Origin of the sequence: Mycobacterium sp. 141 (assembly GCF_000382405.1) — a bacterium.
GTDB lineage: Bacteria > Actinomycetota > Actinomycetes > Mycobacteriales > Mycobacteriaceae > Mycobacterium.
Genome location: NZ_KB908258.1, coordinates 170,517 through 185,675, shown reverse-complemented (window position 1 = coordinate 185,675; position 15,159 = coordinate 170,517). Strand labels below are relative to the sequence as shown.

Annotated in this window: 15 protein-coding genes; all 15 read left to right on the top strand. The window is 65.7% G+C overall.

Features of this window, described 5'->3' with window-relative positions; genetic code table 11:
• Positions 1–11: 11 nt before the first annotated feature.
• The 15 genes from lysA to H276_RS0108040 all read left to right on the top strand — a co-directional run bounded on the left by lysA (position 12) and on the right by H276_RS0108040 (position 15,077).
• Positions 12–1,397 carry a diaminopimelate decarboxylase gene (gene lysA / locus H276_RS0108110; RefSeq protein ID WP_196807874.1) on the top strand — a complete coding sequence of 462 codons (1,386 nt, stop codon included), beginning with the start codon at positions 12–14 and terminating at the stop codon, positions 1,395–1,397.
• A complete protein-coding gene (locus tag H276_RS0108105) occupies positions 1,394–2,716 on the top strand; it encodes a homoserine dehydrogenase (protein WP_019970797.1) in 1,323 nt (440 codons plus the stop codon). The genes lysA and H276_RS0108105 overlap by 4 nt, the downstream gene beginning before the upstream one ends.
• On the top strand, positions 2,713–3,792 hold the full coding sequence (gene thrC / locus H276_RS0108100; protein WP_026356717.1) for a threonine synthase: 1,080 nt from the start codon (positions 2,713–2,715) through the stop codon (positions 3,790–3,792). The genes H276_RS0108105 and thrC overlap by 4 nt, the downstream gene beginning before the upstream one ends.
• Positions 3,793–3,798: 6 nt before the next feature.
• The gene (thrB, locus tag H276_RS0108095; protein WP_019970795.1) at positions 3,799–4,752 is read left to right on the top strand and encodes a homoserine kinase; all 954 of its coding nucleotides are present in this window, start codon (positions 3,799–3,801) and stop codon (positions 4,750–4,752) included.
• A 283-nt stretch (positions 4,753–5,035) separates the two neighbouring features.
• Positions 5,036–6,952: a transcription termination factor Rho gene (gene rho, locus H276_RS0108090; RefSeq protein WP_026356716.1), complete on the top strand. Its 1,917-nt coding sequence runs from the start codon at positions 5,036–5,038 to the stop codon at positions 6,950–6,952.
• Between the two features lie 191 nt (positions 6,953–7,143).
• Positions 7,144–7,383, top strand: coding sequence for a 50S ribosomal protein L31 (gene rpmE / locus H276_RS0108085; RefSeq protein ID WP_019970793.1), 240 nt, complete (start codon positions 7,144–7,146; stop codon positions 7,381–7,383).
• An 84-nt stretch (positions 7,384–7,467) separates the two neighbouring features.
• A complete protein-coding gene (prfA, locus tag H276_RS0108080; protein ID WP_019970792.1) occupies positions 7,468–8,568 on the top strand; it encodes a peptide chain release factor 1 in 1,101 nt (366 codons plus the stop codon).
• Between the two features lie 20 nt (positions 8,569–8,588).
• Positions 8,589–9,446 carry a peptide chain release factor N(5)-glutamine methyltransferase gene (gene prmC / locus H276_RS0108075; RefSeq protein WP_026356714.1) on the top strand — a complete coding sequence of 286 codons (858 nt, stop codon included), beginning with the start codon at positions 8,589–8,591 and terminating at the stop codon, positions 9,444–9,446.
• 49 nt (positions 9,447–9,495) lie between these two features.
• Entirely contained in the window at positions 9,496–10,158 is a 663-nt protein-coding gene (locus H276_RS0108070) for an L-threonylcarbamoyladenylate synthase (RefSeq protein WP_026356713.1), read from the top strand.
• Positions 10,159–10,192: 34 nt separating this feature from the next.
• A complete protein-coding gene (gene rfe / locus H276_RS0108065) occupies positions 10,193–11,401 on the top strand; it encodes a UDP-N-acetylglucosamine--decaprenyl-phosphate N-acetylglucosaminephosphotransferase (protein ID WP_196807873.1) in 1,209 nt (402 codons plus the stop codon).
• 255 nt (positions 11,402–11,656) lie between these two features.
• Positions 11,657–12,112 carry an ATP synthase subunit I gene (locus H276_RS0108060; RefSeq protein WP_026356712.1) on the top strand — a complete coding sequence of 152 codons (456 nt, stop codon included), beginning with the start codon at positions 11,657–11,659 and terminating at the stop codon, positions 12,110–12,112.
• 11 nt (positions 12,113–12,123) lie between these two features.
• On the top strand, positions 12,124–12,879 hold the full coding sequence (gene atpB, locus H276_RS0108055) for a F0F1 ATP synthase subunit A (protein WP_019970787.1): 756 nt from the start codon (positions 12,124–12,126) through the stop codon (positions 12,877–12,879).
• A gap of 83 nt (positions 12,880–12,962) precedes the next feature.
• Positions 12,963–13,214: a F0F1 ATP synthase subunit C gene (locus tag H276_RS0108050; protein WP_018599073.1), complete on the top strand. Its 252-nt coding sequence runs from the start codon at positions 12,963–12,965 to the stop codon at positions 13,212–13,214.
• Positions 13,215–13,223: 9 nt separating this feature from the next.
• Positions 13,224–13,739: a F0F1 ATP synthase subunit B gene (locus tag H276_RS0108045; RefSeq protein WP_019970786.1), complete on the top strand. Its 516-nt coding sequence runs from the start codon at positions 13,224–13,226 to the stop codon at positions 13,737–13,739.
• Positions 13,740–15,077: a F0F1 ATP synthase subunit B/delta gene (locus tag H276_RS0108040; protein WP_019970785.1), complete on the top strand. Its 1,338-nt coding sequence runs from the start codon at positions 13,740–13,742 to the stop codon at positions 15,075–15,077.
• Positions 15,078–15,159: the final 82 nt, after the last annotated feature.

Genomic DNA, 15,159 nt, shown 5'->3' with positions numbered 1-15,159 from the left:
ATGCCGAGGAGATGCATCATCCCGGGGCGCCTGCGCGGCCACAGACCCCGGACGAAATTCTGCTGCTCGCCCCGAATGTCTGGCCCCGCAATCTCGTTCGCCGTGCCGACGGTGTCGTGTCCATCGCCGGAGTGAGCGTCGGTGACCTGGCTGCCCAATTCGGCACCCCGCTGTTCGTCATCGACGAGGACGACTTCCGATCGCGCTGTCGTGACATTGCCGCGGCATTCGGAGGCGGCGAATACGTGCACTATGCGGCCAAGGCGTTCCTGTGCAGCGAGATCGCCCGGTGGGTCGATGAAGAAGGTCTCTCGTTGGACGTCGCGACGGGCGGAGAACTGGCTGTCGCGTTGCACGCCGGTTTTCCCGCACCGCGAATCACCATGCACGGCAACAACAAATCTGTCGAAGAGCTGACCACGGCGGTGAGCGCCGGAGTGGGCCATGTGGTGGTGGATTCGCTGATCGAGATCGAGCGCCTGGACGCCATCGCCGCAGCGGCGGGCATCGTGCAGGATGTCCTGGTCCGGGTGACCGTCGGGGTCGAGGCGCACACCCACGAGTTCATCTCCACGGCGCACGAGGACCAGAAGTTCGGCCTGTCGCTGGCCAGCGGCGCCGCGATGGACGCTGTGCGCCGCGTGTTCGCGACCGACAACCTGCGGCTGGTCGGCCTGCACAGCCACATCGGCTCGCAGATCTTCGACGTGGACGGCTTCGAGTTGGCCGCGCACCGGGTCATCGGGCTGCTGCGGGATGTGGTGGCAGAGTTCGGAATCGACAAGACCGCGCAGATGTCGATCGTCGATCTCGGTGGGGGACTGGGTATTTCCTACCTGCCCGATGACGATCCACCGCCGATGGGTGAGTTGGCCGACAAGCTCAAGGCCATCGTGCGCAACGAGTCGGCCGCTGTCGGCCTGCCTGCGCCCAAACTGGTGGTGGAGCCCGGGCGGGCCATTGCCGGTCCCGGGACGGTCACGCTCTACGAGGTCGGTACCGTCAAGGATGTCGCCATCAGCCCGACCGCACAGCGACGCTACGTCAGCGTCGACGGCGGTATGAGTGACAACATCCGAACCTCTCTGTACGCCGCGGAGTACGACGCCCGGCTGGTCTCGCGGGTCAGCGATGCGCCTGCGGCGCTGGCGCGAATCGTCGGAAAGCACTGCGAGACAGGAGATATCGTCGTCCGCGACACCTGGGTGTCCGACGATATCGCCCCGGGCGATCTGCTTGGTGTAGCTGCGACCGGCGCCTACTGCTATTCGATGTCGAGCCGGTACAACCTGCTCGGTCGTCCAGCGGTGGTGGCGGTCAAGGACGGCCGCGCGCGGCTGGTGTTGCGGCGGGAGACCGTCACCGATCTGTTGAGTCTGGAGGTCAGCGACGTATGAGCGGCAAGAAGTCGATCGGCGTAGCGGTATTGGGTTTGGGCAACGTCGGCAGCGAAGTCGTGCGCATTATCAACGAGAGCGCTCCGGACCTCGAGGCGCGGATCGGTGCGCCCCTGGAGTTGCGCGGCGTCGGTGTGCGCCGGGTCTCCGGTGACCGTGGCATATCCGCCGATCTGCTCACCGACGACATCGACGCGTTGGTATCGCGCGATGACGTAGACATCGTCGTCGAGGTGATGGGCCCGGTCGAGCCGGCCCGCAAGGCCATCCTGTCGGCGCTCGAACAGGGCAAGTCGGTGGTCACCGCGAACAAGGCGTTGATGGCACAGTCCACCGGCGAGTTGGCGCAGGCTGCCGAGAACGCCCGTGTCGACCTGTATTTCGAGGCGGCGGTGGCGGGCGCCATCCCGGTGATCCGTCCGCTGACGCAGTCGCTGGCCGGGGACAGCGTGCTGCGGGTGGCGGGCATCGTCAACGGCACCACCAACTACATCCTGTCCGAGATGGACAGCACCGGAGCGGATTACGCGAGCGCACTGGCTGACGCCAGCGCACTGGGCTACGCCGAGGCTGATCCCACCGCAGACGTCGAAGGCTATGACGCCGCCGCTAAGGCCGCGATCCTCGCCTCCATCGCGTTCCACACGCGGGTGACCGCCGACGACGTCTACCGCGAGGGCATCACCAAGGTCAGCGCCGAGGACTTCGCATCCGCCCGGGCGCTCGGCTGCACCATCAAGCTGCTGGCGATCTGCGAGCGGATTTCCACCGACGAAGGCAAGCAACGGGTTTCGGCTCGGGTGTATCCGGCCCTGGTTCCGCTGACGCATCCGCTGGCCGCGGTCAACGGTGCGTTCAACGCCGTGGTGGTCGAGGCCGAGGCTGCGGGCCGGCTGATGTTCTACGGCCAGGGAGCCGGCGGCGCTCCGACCGCGTCGGCAGTGATGGGCGATCTGGTGATGGCCGCGCGCAACCGCGTGCAGGGTGGTCGCGGGCCGCGCGAGTCGAAGTACGCCAAGCTCAAGATCGCGCCCATCGGTTTCATCCCGACCCGCTACTACGTGAACATGAACGTCGCCGATCGTCCGGGCGTATTGTCCGCGGTCGCAGCCGAGTTCAGCAAGCGTGAGGTCAGCATTGCCGAGGTTCGGCAGGAGGGCATGGTCGACGAGGGTGGCGTGCCGTGCGGCGCCCGAATCGTCGTGGTGACCCACCAGGCGACGGACGCGGCACTGTCCGAGACTGTCGAAGCCCTCGCCGATCTCGACGTAGTGCAGACCATCAACAGCGTGCTCCGCATGGAAGGGACAGACGCATGAATGCAGTAGCCCCAGTGCACCGGCCGTGGCCGGGCCTGATCGAGGCGTACCGCGCCCGGCTGCCGATCGGTGACAACTGGACACCGGTCACCCTGCTGGAGGGTGGTACCCCGCTCATCCATGCGAAGCGGATCTCCGAGCAGACCGGCTGCACAGTGCATCTCAAGGTCGAGGGACTCAACCCGACTGGGTCGTTCAAGGACCGTGGCATGACCGTTGCCGTCACCGAGTCGGTGGCGCGGGGTCAGCAGGCCGTGCTGTGTGCCTCGACGGGCAACACGTCGGCGTCGGCGGCCGCCTACGCCGCGCGGGCCGGCATCACCTGCGCGGTGCTCATCCCGCAGGGCAAGATCGCGATGGGCAAGCTCGCTCAGGCGGTCATGCACGGCGCCAAGATCATTCAGATCGACGGCAACTTCGACGACTGCCTGGAACTGGCGCGCAAGATGACCGCCGACTTCCCGACCATCGCGCTGGTCAACTCGGTCAACCCGTACCGCATCGAGGGACAGAAGACCGCCGCGTTCGAGATCGTCGACGCACTGGGCACCGCCCCCGATGTGCATTCGCTGCCGGTCGGTAACGCGGGCAACATCACCGCGTACTGGAAGGGCTACTCCGAGTACCACCGCGACGGATTGTCGGACCGGCTGCCCCGCATGTTGGGGACCCAGGCCGCGGGAGCGGCCCCGCTGGTGCTGGGCGCGCCCGTCAAGGAGCCCGAGACCATCGCGACCGCGATCCGGATCGGGTCGCCGGCCTCGTGGAACTCGGCCGTCGAGGCCCAGCAGCAGTCCAACGGCCGTTTTCTGGCCGCCACCGACGAGGAGATCCTCGCCGCCTACCACCTGGTCGCCCGTTCCGAGGGCGTGTTCGTGGAGCCGGCGTCTGCGGCGAGCATCGCAGGCCTGCTGAAGTCGATCGAGGACGGCTGGATCAAGCGTGGTTCCACCGTGGTGTGCACCGTCACCGGCAACGGGCTCAAAGACCCCGACACCGCGCTGCGTGGCATGCCGCCGGTCGCCCCGTTGCCGGTCGACCCGATGGCCGTCGTAGCTGAACTGGGACTGGTCTGATCCATCGTGAGTCAAGTCCTGCCGGTCGGGATCACCGCCACCGCCGTAGTCGCCGCATCGAGTGCGAACCTGGGCCCGGGCTTCGACAGCCTGGGGCTGGCGCTTAGTCTCTATGACGAGATCGTCGTCGAGACAGCAGAATCCGGTCTTCAGGTGGAGGTTGAAGGGCAGGGTGCAGGCCAAGTGCCGCTGGATGCAACGCATCTGGTGGTCCGCGCTATCGAAGCGGGTCTGCGTGCCACCGGATACACCGCCTCCGGACTGATTGTGCGCTGCCGCAACGATATTCCGCATTCCCGCGGATTGGGATCCTCTGCTGCCGCGGTGGTCGGCGGTTTGGCCGCAGTCAATGGCCTTGTGACACAGGCGGGTTCGAATCCTATGGGCGAGGGTCAGCTGATTCAGCTCTCCAGCCAGTTCGAGGGCCATCCGGACAACGCTGCGGCTGCGGTGCTCGGTGGCGCGGTGGTGTCCTGGACGGATACTTCGGGCGGCGTGGGCGAATCCCCGCGATACGCGGCGGCGCAGATCGGGCTGCATCCCGACATCCGGTTGTTCTCGGCGGTGCCGCAGCAGCGGTCGTCGACCGCCGAGACTCGAGTCTTACTGCCGGAGCGGGTCAGCCACGTCGATGCCCGCTTCAACATCAGCAGGGCAGCGTTGCTCGTGGTGGCGCTCACCGAGCGGCCCGATTTGCTGATGGATGCTACCGAGGATGTGCTGCATCAGCCTCAGCGTGCGGCGGCGATGCCGGCCTCGGCGGAATATCTGCAGATACTGCGGCGTTGGGAAGTGGCAGCAGTGCTGTCAGGAGCCGGGCCTTCCGTGCTCGGTCTGAGTTTTCGGGCCGGTTTACCCGCGGAGGCGTTGCATTACGGCACTGCCAACGGGTTCGCGGTGCAGGAGATGACGGTGGGCGACGGAGTCCGGTGGATGTCGGGCGTTGCAGTCCGCAACTGATGACAACACGCCCCACATGAGGGTTGCTTGCTTCCCGCCTGAAAGCGGGCTATTCTCGCTGTCGTCCAGCAATCGCAGCGGCTTTTCCTGCGCAGACACTAGGACGACCACCCAAACTTCTTGTGTTTTACACCTGGGCTAACGGTTCGCCGTTCGACAGCGAACCCATGCGATCACCGTTACATAGGCGGTGCGAGCTACGCGTTCAGCGGTACAGCTGAATGCGCGTCGACCTTTGGGGAACCCTCGCGTAACGCAACAGTGAGGGAAAGAAAGGAAATCCGTGACTGATACGGACCTCTTCACGACTGATAACAGCAATGACACCGGAGAGCTGTCGAACGTCGTGACGGCAGCAAATGCGGGCGAAACACCGGCTGCTGCGCCCTCCGCTCCCACCTCCGACACGCGCGCCGCAAATCCGCGGCCTGCCTCGTTGTCGACGATGGTGCTGCCAGAGCTGCGCGCACTGGCCAAGGAAATCGGAGTCGAAGGCGCATCGGGCCTGCGTAAGGGCGAGTTGATCGCTGCGATCCGTGCCCACCGGGGCGAGGCCAACGGCCGCGGCGCTGCCGCGAACGCCCCCGCCGAGACCACGTCCGCCGCCGAGACCAAATCCGACGTCGAGGCACCGGTCGAGCAGGCGTCGCCGCGCCGGGAGCGTCGCGGCGCGTCCCGCCAGGCGGGAGCGCCCGCGGCCGACGAGCCCACGAGGCAGCGCGGTGAGAACCAGCGCGAGCGCGGCGAGAACCAGAAGGCCACCGAGGCGGACGCCAAGCCCGCTGCCGAGCAACCTGCCAAGCAGGACCAACCGGCCAAGCAGGACAGAAACGATAAGCAGGATGCGCCGGAGAAGCCGGACACCAAGTCGGCCGGCGATCAGTCGGACCAGCAGGGTGACCAGCAGAACCGCGGCGGCAATGCCGGGGAGGACGATGGTGACGGTCGTCAGGGCCGGCGTGGTCGTCGGTTCCGCGACCGTCGCCGGCGTGGCGAGCGCGGCAGCGAAGGCGGCGGCGGTAACGAGGCCGAACTGCGCGAGGACGACGTCGTACAGCCCGTCGCGGGCATCCTCGATGTCCTCGACAACTACGCGTTCGTCCGGACCTCCGGTTACCTGGCCGGTCCCAACGACGTCTACGTCTCGATGAACATGGTCCGCAAGAACGGGCTGCGTCGCGGTGACGCCGTGACGGGTGCGGTTCGGGTGCCCCGCGAGGGCGAGAACAGCGGCCAGAATTCCCGGCAGAAGTTCAATCCGTTGGTGCGCCTGGACACCGTCAATGGTGGTTCGGTGGAGGACGCCAAGAAGCGCCCCGAGTTCAGCAAGCTCACCCCGCTGTACCCGAACCAGCGGCTGCGCCTGGAGACCACGCCTGAGCGTCTGACCACGCGCGTCATCGACCTGATCATGCCGATCGGTAAGGGGCAGCGGGCCCTGATCGTGTCGCCGCCCAAGGCCGGTAAGACCACGATCATGCAGGACATCGCGAACGCGATCACCCGCAACAACCCGGAATGTCACCTCATGGTCGTGCTCGTCGACGAGCGCCCGGAGGAGGTCACCGACATGCAGCGCTCGGTGAAGGGCGAGGTCATCGCCTCTACCTTCGATCGACCGCCGTCAGATCACACGCAGGCCGCCGAGCTGGCCATCGAGCGGGCCAAGCGGCTGGTCGAGCAGGGCAAGGATGTCGTCGTGCTGCTGGACTCGATCACCCGGCTCGGTCGCGCGTACAACAACGCGTCGCCGGCCTCGGGCCGCATCCTGTCCGGTGGTGTGGATTCCACCGCGCTGTACCCGCCCAAGCGGTTCCTCGGCGCGGCTCGCAACATCGAGCACGGTGGGTCGTTGACCATCATCGCCACGGCGATGGTCGAGACCGGCTCCACCGGTGACACGGTGATCTTTGAGGAATTCAAGGGCACCGGTAACGCCGAGCTCAAGCTGGACCGCAAGATCGCCGAGCGTCGGGTGTTCCCGGCTGTCGACGTCAACCCGTCCGGTACCCGAAAGGACGAGCTGCTGCTGTCCCCGGACGAGTTCGCGATCGTGCACAAGCTGCGTCGCGTGCTCTCAGGGCTTGACAGCCACCAGGCCATTGACCTGCTGATGAGCCAGTTGCGCAAGACGAAGACGAACTACGAGTTCCTGGTCCAGGTCTCCAAGACCGCGCCGGGCTCGATGGACGTCGACTGACCGGAACTGCACACTGCCCCGCACGCCGAGCGTGTCGGGGCAGTGGCGTTTCTCGACCGATGGCAAGGAATACCGTCAGGTATACACACGTTTAGGCTGCTGGCGGCCGAACTGGCATAATGGACCGCCGACCCTCGGTCCCGGTTCACGTCCACACGCGGGCGACCCGGGCCAACGACTGAAGAGGAACCATGAAAACGGGCATTCACCCTGATTATGTCGAGACCACCGTGCACTGCGGTTGTGGCAACACCTTCACCACGCGGAGCACCAAGAACAGTGGACAGATCGTCGTCGAGGTCTGTTCGCAGTGCCACCCCTTCTACACCGGCAAGCAGAAGATCCTCGACAGCGGCGGCCGCGTCGCCCGCTTCGAGGCGCGCTACGGCAAGCGCAAGGCTGCAGCCGAGAAGGCCGCGGCTGACAAGTAGCTGCGTCAACGACGCCCGATCTGTCGCATATGCGTCAGATCCGGGCGTCGTTCTCGTTTCAGGACAGAATCGGAGGAGGTTGACGTGACGGACACAGCTTCTGCTGAATTCCCGGCTCAGCCGGGGGGCGCAATCGAGGTGATCCTCGCCGAGCACGCCGACCTCGAACTCCAACTCGCCGATCCCAACCTGCATGCGGACGCGTCGGCTGCTCGCAAGGTCGGACGCCGATTCGCGCAGATCTCTCCGGTCGTGGCCACGTACCGCAAGCTGGAGGCCGCCCGTGGCGACCTCGAGGCGGCCCGTGAACTCGCGGCCGACGACGCCAGCTTCGCCGCTGAGGTCGACGAGCTGACCGCACGCGTCGCCGAACTCGACACCCAGCTCACCGATCTGCTGGCGCCGCGTGACCCGCATGACGCCGACGACATCGTGCTCGAAGTGAAATCAGGGGAGGGCGGCGAGGAATCGGCGCTGTTTGCAGCCGACCTGGCCCGCATGTACATCCGCTACGCCGAGCGGCACGGCTGGACCGTCACGATGCTTGGCGAAACCAGCTCAGACCTGGGCGGATATAAGGACGCCACGCTGTCCATCCGGAGCAAGGGCGATTCGGCTGACGGCGTGTGGGCCCGGCTCAAGTTCGAGGGCGGCGTGCACCGCGTGCAACGTGTCCCGGTCACCGAATCGCAGGGCCGTGTGCATACCTCGGCTGCGGGCGTGCTCGTCTACCCCGAGCCCGAAGAGGTCGAGCAGGTCCAGATCGACGAGTCGGACCTGCGCATCGACGTCTATCGTTCGTCGGGCAAGGGCGGCCAAGGGGTTAATACCACCGACTCCGCGGTCCGCATCACGCATCTGCCCACCGGCATCGTGGTGACCTGCCAGAACGAGCGCTCCCAGCTGCAGAACAAGGCCCGCGCCATGCAGGTGCTGGCCGCGCGGCTGCAAGCGCTGGCCGAGGAACAGGCCGACGCCGATGCCTCGGCGGACCGGGCCAGCCAGATCCGCACCGTAGACCGCAGCGAGCGCATCCGGACCTACAACTTTCCGGAGAACCGGATCGCCGATCACCGGATCAACTTCAAGGCGCACAACCTGGACCAGGTGCTCGACGGGGAGCTGGATCCGCTCTTCGACGCGCTGGCCGCCGCCGACAAGCAGTCGAGGCTGCAGCAGGCATGACCCGGCCTGCCGGGAAAAGCTTGACCGGCCTGCGGTACGTCCTCCAGGCGGCCACCCATGCGCTGGCCGCGGCCGGCATCGAATCGGCCCGCACCGACGCCGAACTGCTGGCGGCGCACGTCGCGGGCACGGACCGCGGGCGCCTGATGCTGATCGACGACCCCGGCGCGGACTTCCGGCGGGCTTTCGACGAGCTGATCGCGGCACGCTCACGACGGGTACCGCTGCAGCATCTGGTAGGCACCGCCGCGTTCGGTCCGCTGACGCTGGCCGTAGGCCCGGGTGTGTTCATTCCCCGGCCGGAAACCGAATCGCTGCTCGAGTGGGCCACGAAATTCATCGATGCGCAACGGCTTCCGGCAAATCCGGTGATCGTGGATCTGTGCACGGGTTCAGGGGCGTTGGCCCTGGCGCTGTCGGCGCACCGGCCAGATGCCCGGGTGCTGGCCATCGACGACTCGCCTGAGGCTCTGCGTTACACGCGCCGCAATGCCGCCGGAACGCCGGTCGAGGTGCTGGCCGCCGACGTCACGACGCCGGGATTGCTGCCTCAGCTCGACGGCCGCGTCGACCTGCTGGTTGCCAACCCGCCCTACATTCCGGCGGGGGCTCGTCTGGAGCCCGAGGTGGCCGAGCACGATCCGGCGCACGCACTGTTCGGGGGAGCCGACGGCATGGAGGTGATCGGTCCGATCGTGGGACTTGCCGCACGATGGCTGCGTGACGGCGCCGGTTGCGCCGTCGAGCACGACGACACCACCTCTGGGCGCACCGCCCGGATGTTCATCGACGACGGACGTTTCGCCGCCGTGACGCCACGCCGTGACTTGGCCGGGCGACCCCGCTTTGTCACGGCGACCCGCATTGGGAGAAGCTGAGTTCATGGAGCCGAGATGACACCGACGAGCGCTTGCGCGAGGAGCTGACATGGCAATGTTCGACTGCAGCGACCCCGATCAGCGTGCGAAAGGCATCGCCTCGGCGATCAGCGCGATCAAGGGCGGGCGGTTGGTCGTGATGCCGACGGACACCGTCTACGGCATCGGCGCGGACGCTTTCGACGGTGACGCGGTCGGCAGCCTGCTCGCGGCCAAGGGCCGTGGCCGCAATATGCCGGTCGGCGTCCTCGTAGGGTCGTGGACCACGATCGACGGGCTGGTCTTTTCGGTTCCCGATACCGCGCGTGAACTGATCCGGGCGTTCTGGCCCGGTGCGCTGAGCCTGGTGGTGCGCCAGGCGCCGTCGCTGCAGTGGGACCTCGGCGACGCCAACGGCAGCGTGATGCTGCGGATGCCGCTGCACCCGGTGGCCATCGAACTGCTGCGTGAGGTCGGCCCGATGGCGGTGTCGAGCGCCAACGTCTCGGGCCGGCCAGCCGCGGTGACCGCCGCTGCGGCGCACGAGCAGCTCGGCGATCTGGTCGAGGTTTATCTGGATGGCGGTCCCGCTGAACGGCAGGCGGCGTCGACCATTGTCGATCTGACTGGTGAGCGCCCGCGCATCTTGCGCGAGGGGCCGATCAGTGCCGACGACATCGCCCGGGTTCTCGGTATGGAAGCCGCAGCTCTGACCACAACGCTCACGGAGTGATCTCAGCTTGCTGCAGTACGGTGCACCGGTGATCATGGCCGGCAGCTACACCGATGCCGCGGTCTTGGCGCTGTCCGACCAGGGGGCGGGTGTGCCTCTGCGTGAGCTGATGCTTGTCGGCCTGACCGCCGCGATCATCACCTACTTCGCCACCGGCTGGGTGCGGGTGCTGGCTATTCGGCTCGGTGCAGTCGCCTATCCGCGTGAGCGCGACGTGCATGTGCAGCCCACTCCCAGGATGGGTGGGCTGGCGATGTATGTCGGTGTCGCTGCGGCCGTGCTGCTGGCGTCCCAACTTCCGGCATTGACCCGTGGATTCGTCTATTCGACCGGAATGCCGGCCGTGGTGGTGGCCGGCGGCCTGATCATGGCTATCGGACTGATCGACGATCGGTGGGGTCTGGACGCGCTGACCAAATTCGCCGGGCAGATCACCGCGGCGAGTGTGCTGGTCACCATGGGTGTGGCGTGGAGCGTGCTGTATATCCCGATCGGGGGAGTCGGCACGATCGTGCTCGATCAAGTCTCCTCGATCCTGCTCACGCTCGCGTTGACAGTCTCGATCGTCAATGCGATGAACTTCGTCGACGGGCTCGACGGACTGGCGGCCGGCCTCGGGTTGATCACGGCGCTGGCCATCTGCGTCTTCTCGGTCGGGCTGCTGCGCGACCACGGTGGCGACGTGCTGTTCTACCCGCCCGCGGTGATCTCGGTGGTGTTGGCCGGCGCCTGCCTCGGATTTCTGCCGCACAACTTCCACCGCGCCAAAATCTTCATGGGCGACTCGGGGTCGATGCTGATCGGTCTGATGCTCGGCGCCGCGGCGACCACTGCCGCGGGCCCGATCTCGCAGAACGCTTACGGCGCCCGCGACGTGTTCGCGCTGTTGTCGCCGTTCCTGTTGGTTGTCGCCGTGATGTTTGTGCCTGCGCTGGACATGTTGTTGGCCATCGTGCGGCGCACCCGCGCGGGGCGCAGCCCGTTCAGTCCGGACAAGATGCATTTGCATCACCGGTTATTGCAGATCGGCCATTCGCACCGCCGCGTGGTGCTACTTATCTACCTATGGGTGGGGATCGTCGCCTTCGGTGCGGCCAGCACGATTTTCGTCGACCCGCGCTACACCGGCGCGGTGATGGCGGCGGCCATTCTGGTCGCGATCGTGGTCACTCTGATACCCCTGTTGCGTCGCGGTCCCGATGGGCAGGAATCGCAGCTCGATGATCAGTACGACGAAAAGTAGTAGTCCTCAATTAGGGCCACCTACCATGTGGTACGGTGCTGGCAGAACCCGAAAAACCTCACGGGTTGCCGGCCCGGCCCATTGGTTCCGAAAAGCCGATCGGCGCCGAATAACGACCGACAAAGGGAGCTACCCCTTGGGTGATTCCAGCGCGCCCGCCGCCCTCCGTTACGCTCGTCGGGCACGATCAGGACATTGCCAGGTAGTACGTGTATACGCAGATGTGCTCCGTGACCGTGGGATTGGGGTGAAGCAGTGACGACACCAGCGCAAGACGCGCCGTTGGTGTTTCCATCGGTGGCATTTCGGCCACTGCGACTGCTGGTCATCTGCGTGGCCCTGACCGGTGTGGCCGTCGCGGCCGCCGCCTTCACCGGCCACGTCTTGTTCGGTGTGTTCTTCGGCGTCGGTCTTGGCCTTGGCCTGATCAACGCATTACTGGTGCGCCACGCGGTGGAGTCGATAACCGCCGAGGAACACCCCCTCAAGAAGAAGATGGCGGTGAATTCCGCCACCCGGCTGTTGATCATCACCGCGATCGGTCTCGCGATCGCATACTTCTTCAAGAACTCGGGCGGCGTCGCGGTGCTGTTCGGGTTGGCGATCTTCCAGGCACTGCTGGTGATGTCCACCAGCTTCCCGGTGCTCAAGAAGATCCGCACCGACGGCCTCGATGCTGTCGACACCTCTGGCACGGAATCGAAGGGCTGAGCTGACACCAGATGACCGAGACTGTTCTTGCCGCAGCGATCCACGTCGGCCACCACGAAGAAGTGAAGTGGTTGGGCTGGACCTTCAATATCGACACGATCATCGCCACCGCGGTTGCCGCTGTCATCGTCATCGGGCTGGCGTTTTTCCTGCGGGCGAAGGTCACCTCGACCGGTGTCCCGGGCGGTGTGCAGCTGTTCTTCGAGGCCATCACCATCCAGATGCGCCAGCAGATCGAGAGCGCGATCGGCATGAAGATCGCCCCGTTCGTACTGCCGCTGGCGGTCACCATATTCGTCTTCATCCTGGTATCGAACTGGCTGTCCGTGCTACCCGTGCAGTTCGGCGGACCGGATGGTGCCGCATCTGAACTTCTGGCTCCACCGGCATCGGACATCAACTACGTCTTGGCGCTGGCCCTGTTCGTCTTCCTCTGCTATCACGCGGCAGGCATCTGGCGTCGAGGCCCGATTGGGCACGTGAAGAAGTTGGTCAAGGGCCATGTCGCTGTGCTGGCGCCGATCAACATCGTCGAGGAGATCGCCAAGCCGGTCTCGCTGTCCCTCCGACTTTTCGGCAACATGTTCGCCGGCGGCATCCTGGTCGCGCTGATCGCGATGTTCCCTTGGTACATCCAGTGGGCGCCGAACGCCATCTGGAAGACGTTCGACTTGTTCGTCGGTCTGATCCAGGCCTTTATCTTCGCCCTGCTGACCATTCTTTACTTCAGTCAGTCCATGGAACTGGACCACGAACACGACCACTAAAAACCGACACTGACCGACAGGGCGTGTAGGAACCACAAGAGACCCTGGTGGCAACGCTGCCAGTTACCAAGGAGGAATAAGGAATGACCGACCCCACAATCGTTGCCGGTGCACTCATCGGCGGTGGTCTGATCATGGCCGGTGGCGCGATTGGTGCCGGTATCGGTGACGGTATCGCCGGTAACGCACTGATCTCCGGTATCGCCCGTCAACCGGAGGCACAGGGCCGCCTGTTCACCCCGTTCTTCATCACCGTCGGTCTGGTCGAGGCCGCATACTTCATCAACCTGGCATTCATGGCGCTGTTCGTGTTTGCGACCCCGGGCGCTTCGTAATCCAGCGTGATGGAACAACTGAGCGCAACGATCCTGGCGTCTAGCCAGGCAGCGGAAGAAGGCGGCGGGGGTCAGAGCAACTTCCTGATTCCCAACGGAACCTTCTTCGTCGTGCTGCTCATCTTCTTGATCGTGCTCGGCGTGATCGGGAAATGGGTGGTACCGCCGATCGGTAAGGTCCTGGCGGAGCGGGAAGCGATGCTGGCCAAGACCGCAGCGGACAACCGGAAGTCGGCCGAGCAGGTTGCGGCCGCGCAGGCCGATTACGACGATGCGATGGCAGGGGCTCGGACCGAGGCTTCGGCCATCCGTGACGAGGCTCGTGCCGCGGGCCGTTCGGTCGTTGAGCAGAAGCGTGTCGAAGCCAGCGGTGAAGTGGCCGAAACGGTTCGCGATGCAGATCAGCAACTATCCGCGCAAGGTGCCGCCGCGCAGTCCGACCTCGAATCGTCTGTCGACGGTCTGTCGGCCACGCTGGCAAGTCGCATCCTCGGCGTCGACGTGAAATCAGGTGGGACGCAGTAGATGGAAATCTTCATCGGACAGCTGATCGGCTTCGCGGTCATCGCGTACATCATCTGGCGGTACGTGGTACCGCCGGTGAATTCCCTGATGACCAAACAGCAGGATGCAATACGCGCCGCACTGGCTGAGAGCGCGGAAGCTTCCAGGAAGCTCGCCGACGCCGACGCCATGCACGCCAAGGCGCTCGCGGATGCCAAGGCCGAAGCAGCCAAGGTCACCGACGAAGCGCGGCACGATTCGAAGCGGATCACCGCGCAGCTTGCCGAGCAGGCCGGCTCGGAGGCCGAGCGCATCAAAGCTCAAGGCGCACAACAGGTTCAGCTGATGCGCCAGCAGCTCATCCGCGGACTGCGGACTGATCTCGGCGAAGAATCGGTGGCGAAGGCCGACGAGCTGGTGCGGGCACACGTGGCCGATCCGGCCGCGCAGTCGGCCACCGTCGACCGGTTCCTCGCCGAACTGGAGCAGATGGCGCCGTCGACCGCGGTTATCGACACCGCCGCGACGGCCGAGTTGCGCGCTGCCAGCCGCGAATCACTCGGCGTTCTGGTCGAGAAGTTCGACTCGGTCGCCGGCGGACTGGACGTCGCCGGGCTGACCACGCTGGCAGACGAACTGGCTTCGGTGGCCAAGGTGCTGCTCGCGGAGACCGTGCTGAACCGGCATCTGACCCAGCCGTCCGACGATCCTGCTCCCAAGGTCCGTCTGGTCGACACGCTGCTGTCCGGCAAAGTCGGCGCGCCGACCATCGAACTGGTGCGGACCGCGGTGGCCCAGCGCTGGTCGACTGAGTCGAACTTGGTCGACGCGATCGAGCACATTGCGCGACTGGCGCTGCTCAAGCGTGCCGAGATCTCAGGTGAGGTCGACGCCGTGGAGGACCAGCTGTTCCGGTTCGGCCGTGTTCTCGATGCAGAGCCCAAGCTCTCGGCCCTGCTGACGGATTACACGACTCCCGTCGACGGTCGGATCGCCTTGCTCGACAAGGTGATCCCCGCCTCGACCGGGGTGAACGACACGGTCAAGGCGCTGCTGTCCCAGACGGTGGGGCTGCTGCGCGGCGAGCGTGCCGACGAGGCCGTCATCGACCTCGCCGAGCTGGCCGTGGCCCGCCGCGGCGAGGTTGTCGCACACGTCACGGCTGCGGCGCCGCTCAGCGACGCCCAGAATGCGCGATTGACCGAGGTGTTGACCCGCATCTACGGCCACCCGGTCTCCGTCCAACTCCATGTCGATCCGAATGTCCTCGGTGGTCTGTCGATCGCCGTCGGTGACGAGGTGATCGATGGATCCATCTCGTCACGACTGGCTGCCGCGGCGACCGGGCTACCGGACTGACGAGCGCTTGCGCGAGGAAGCGACATGACTGACGAGCGCTTGCGCGAGGAAGCGACAGGCCTCGACACGAACGACATGAACG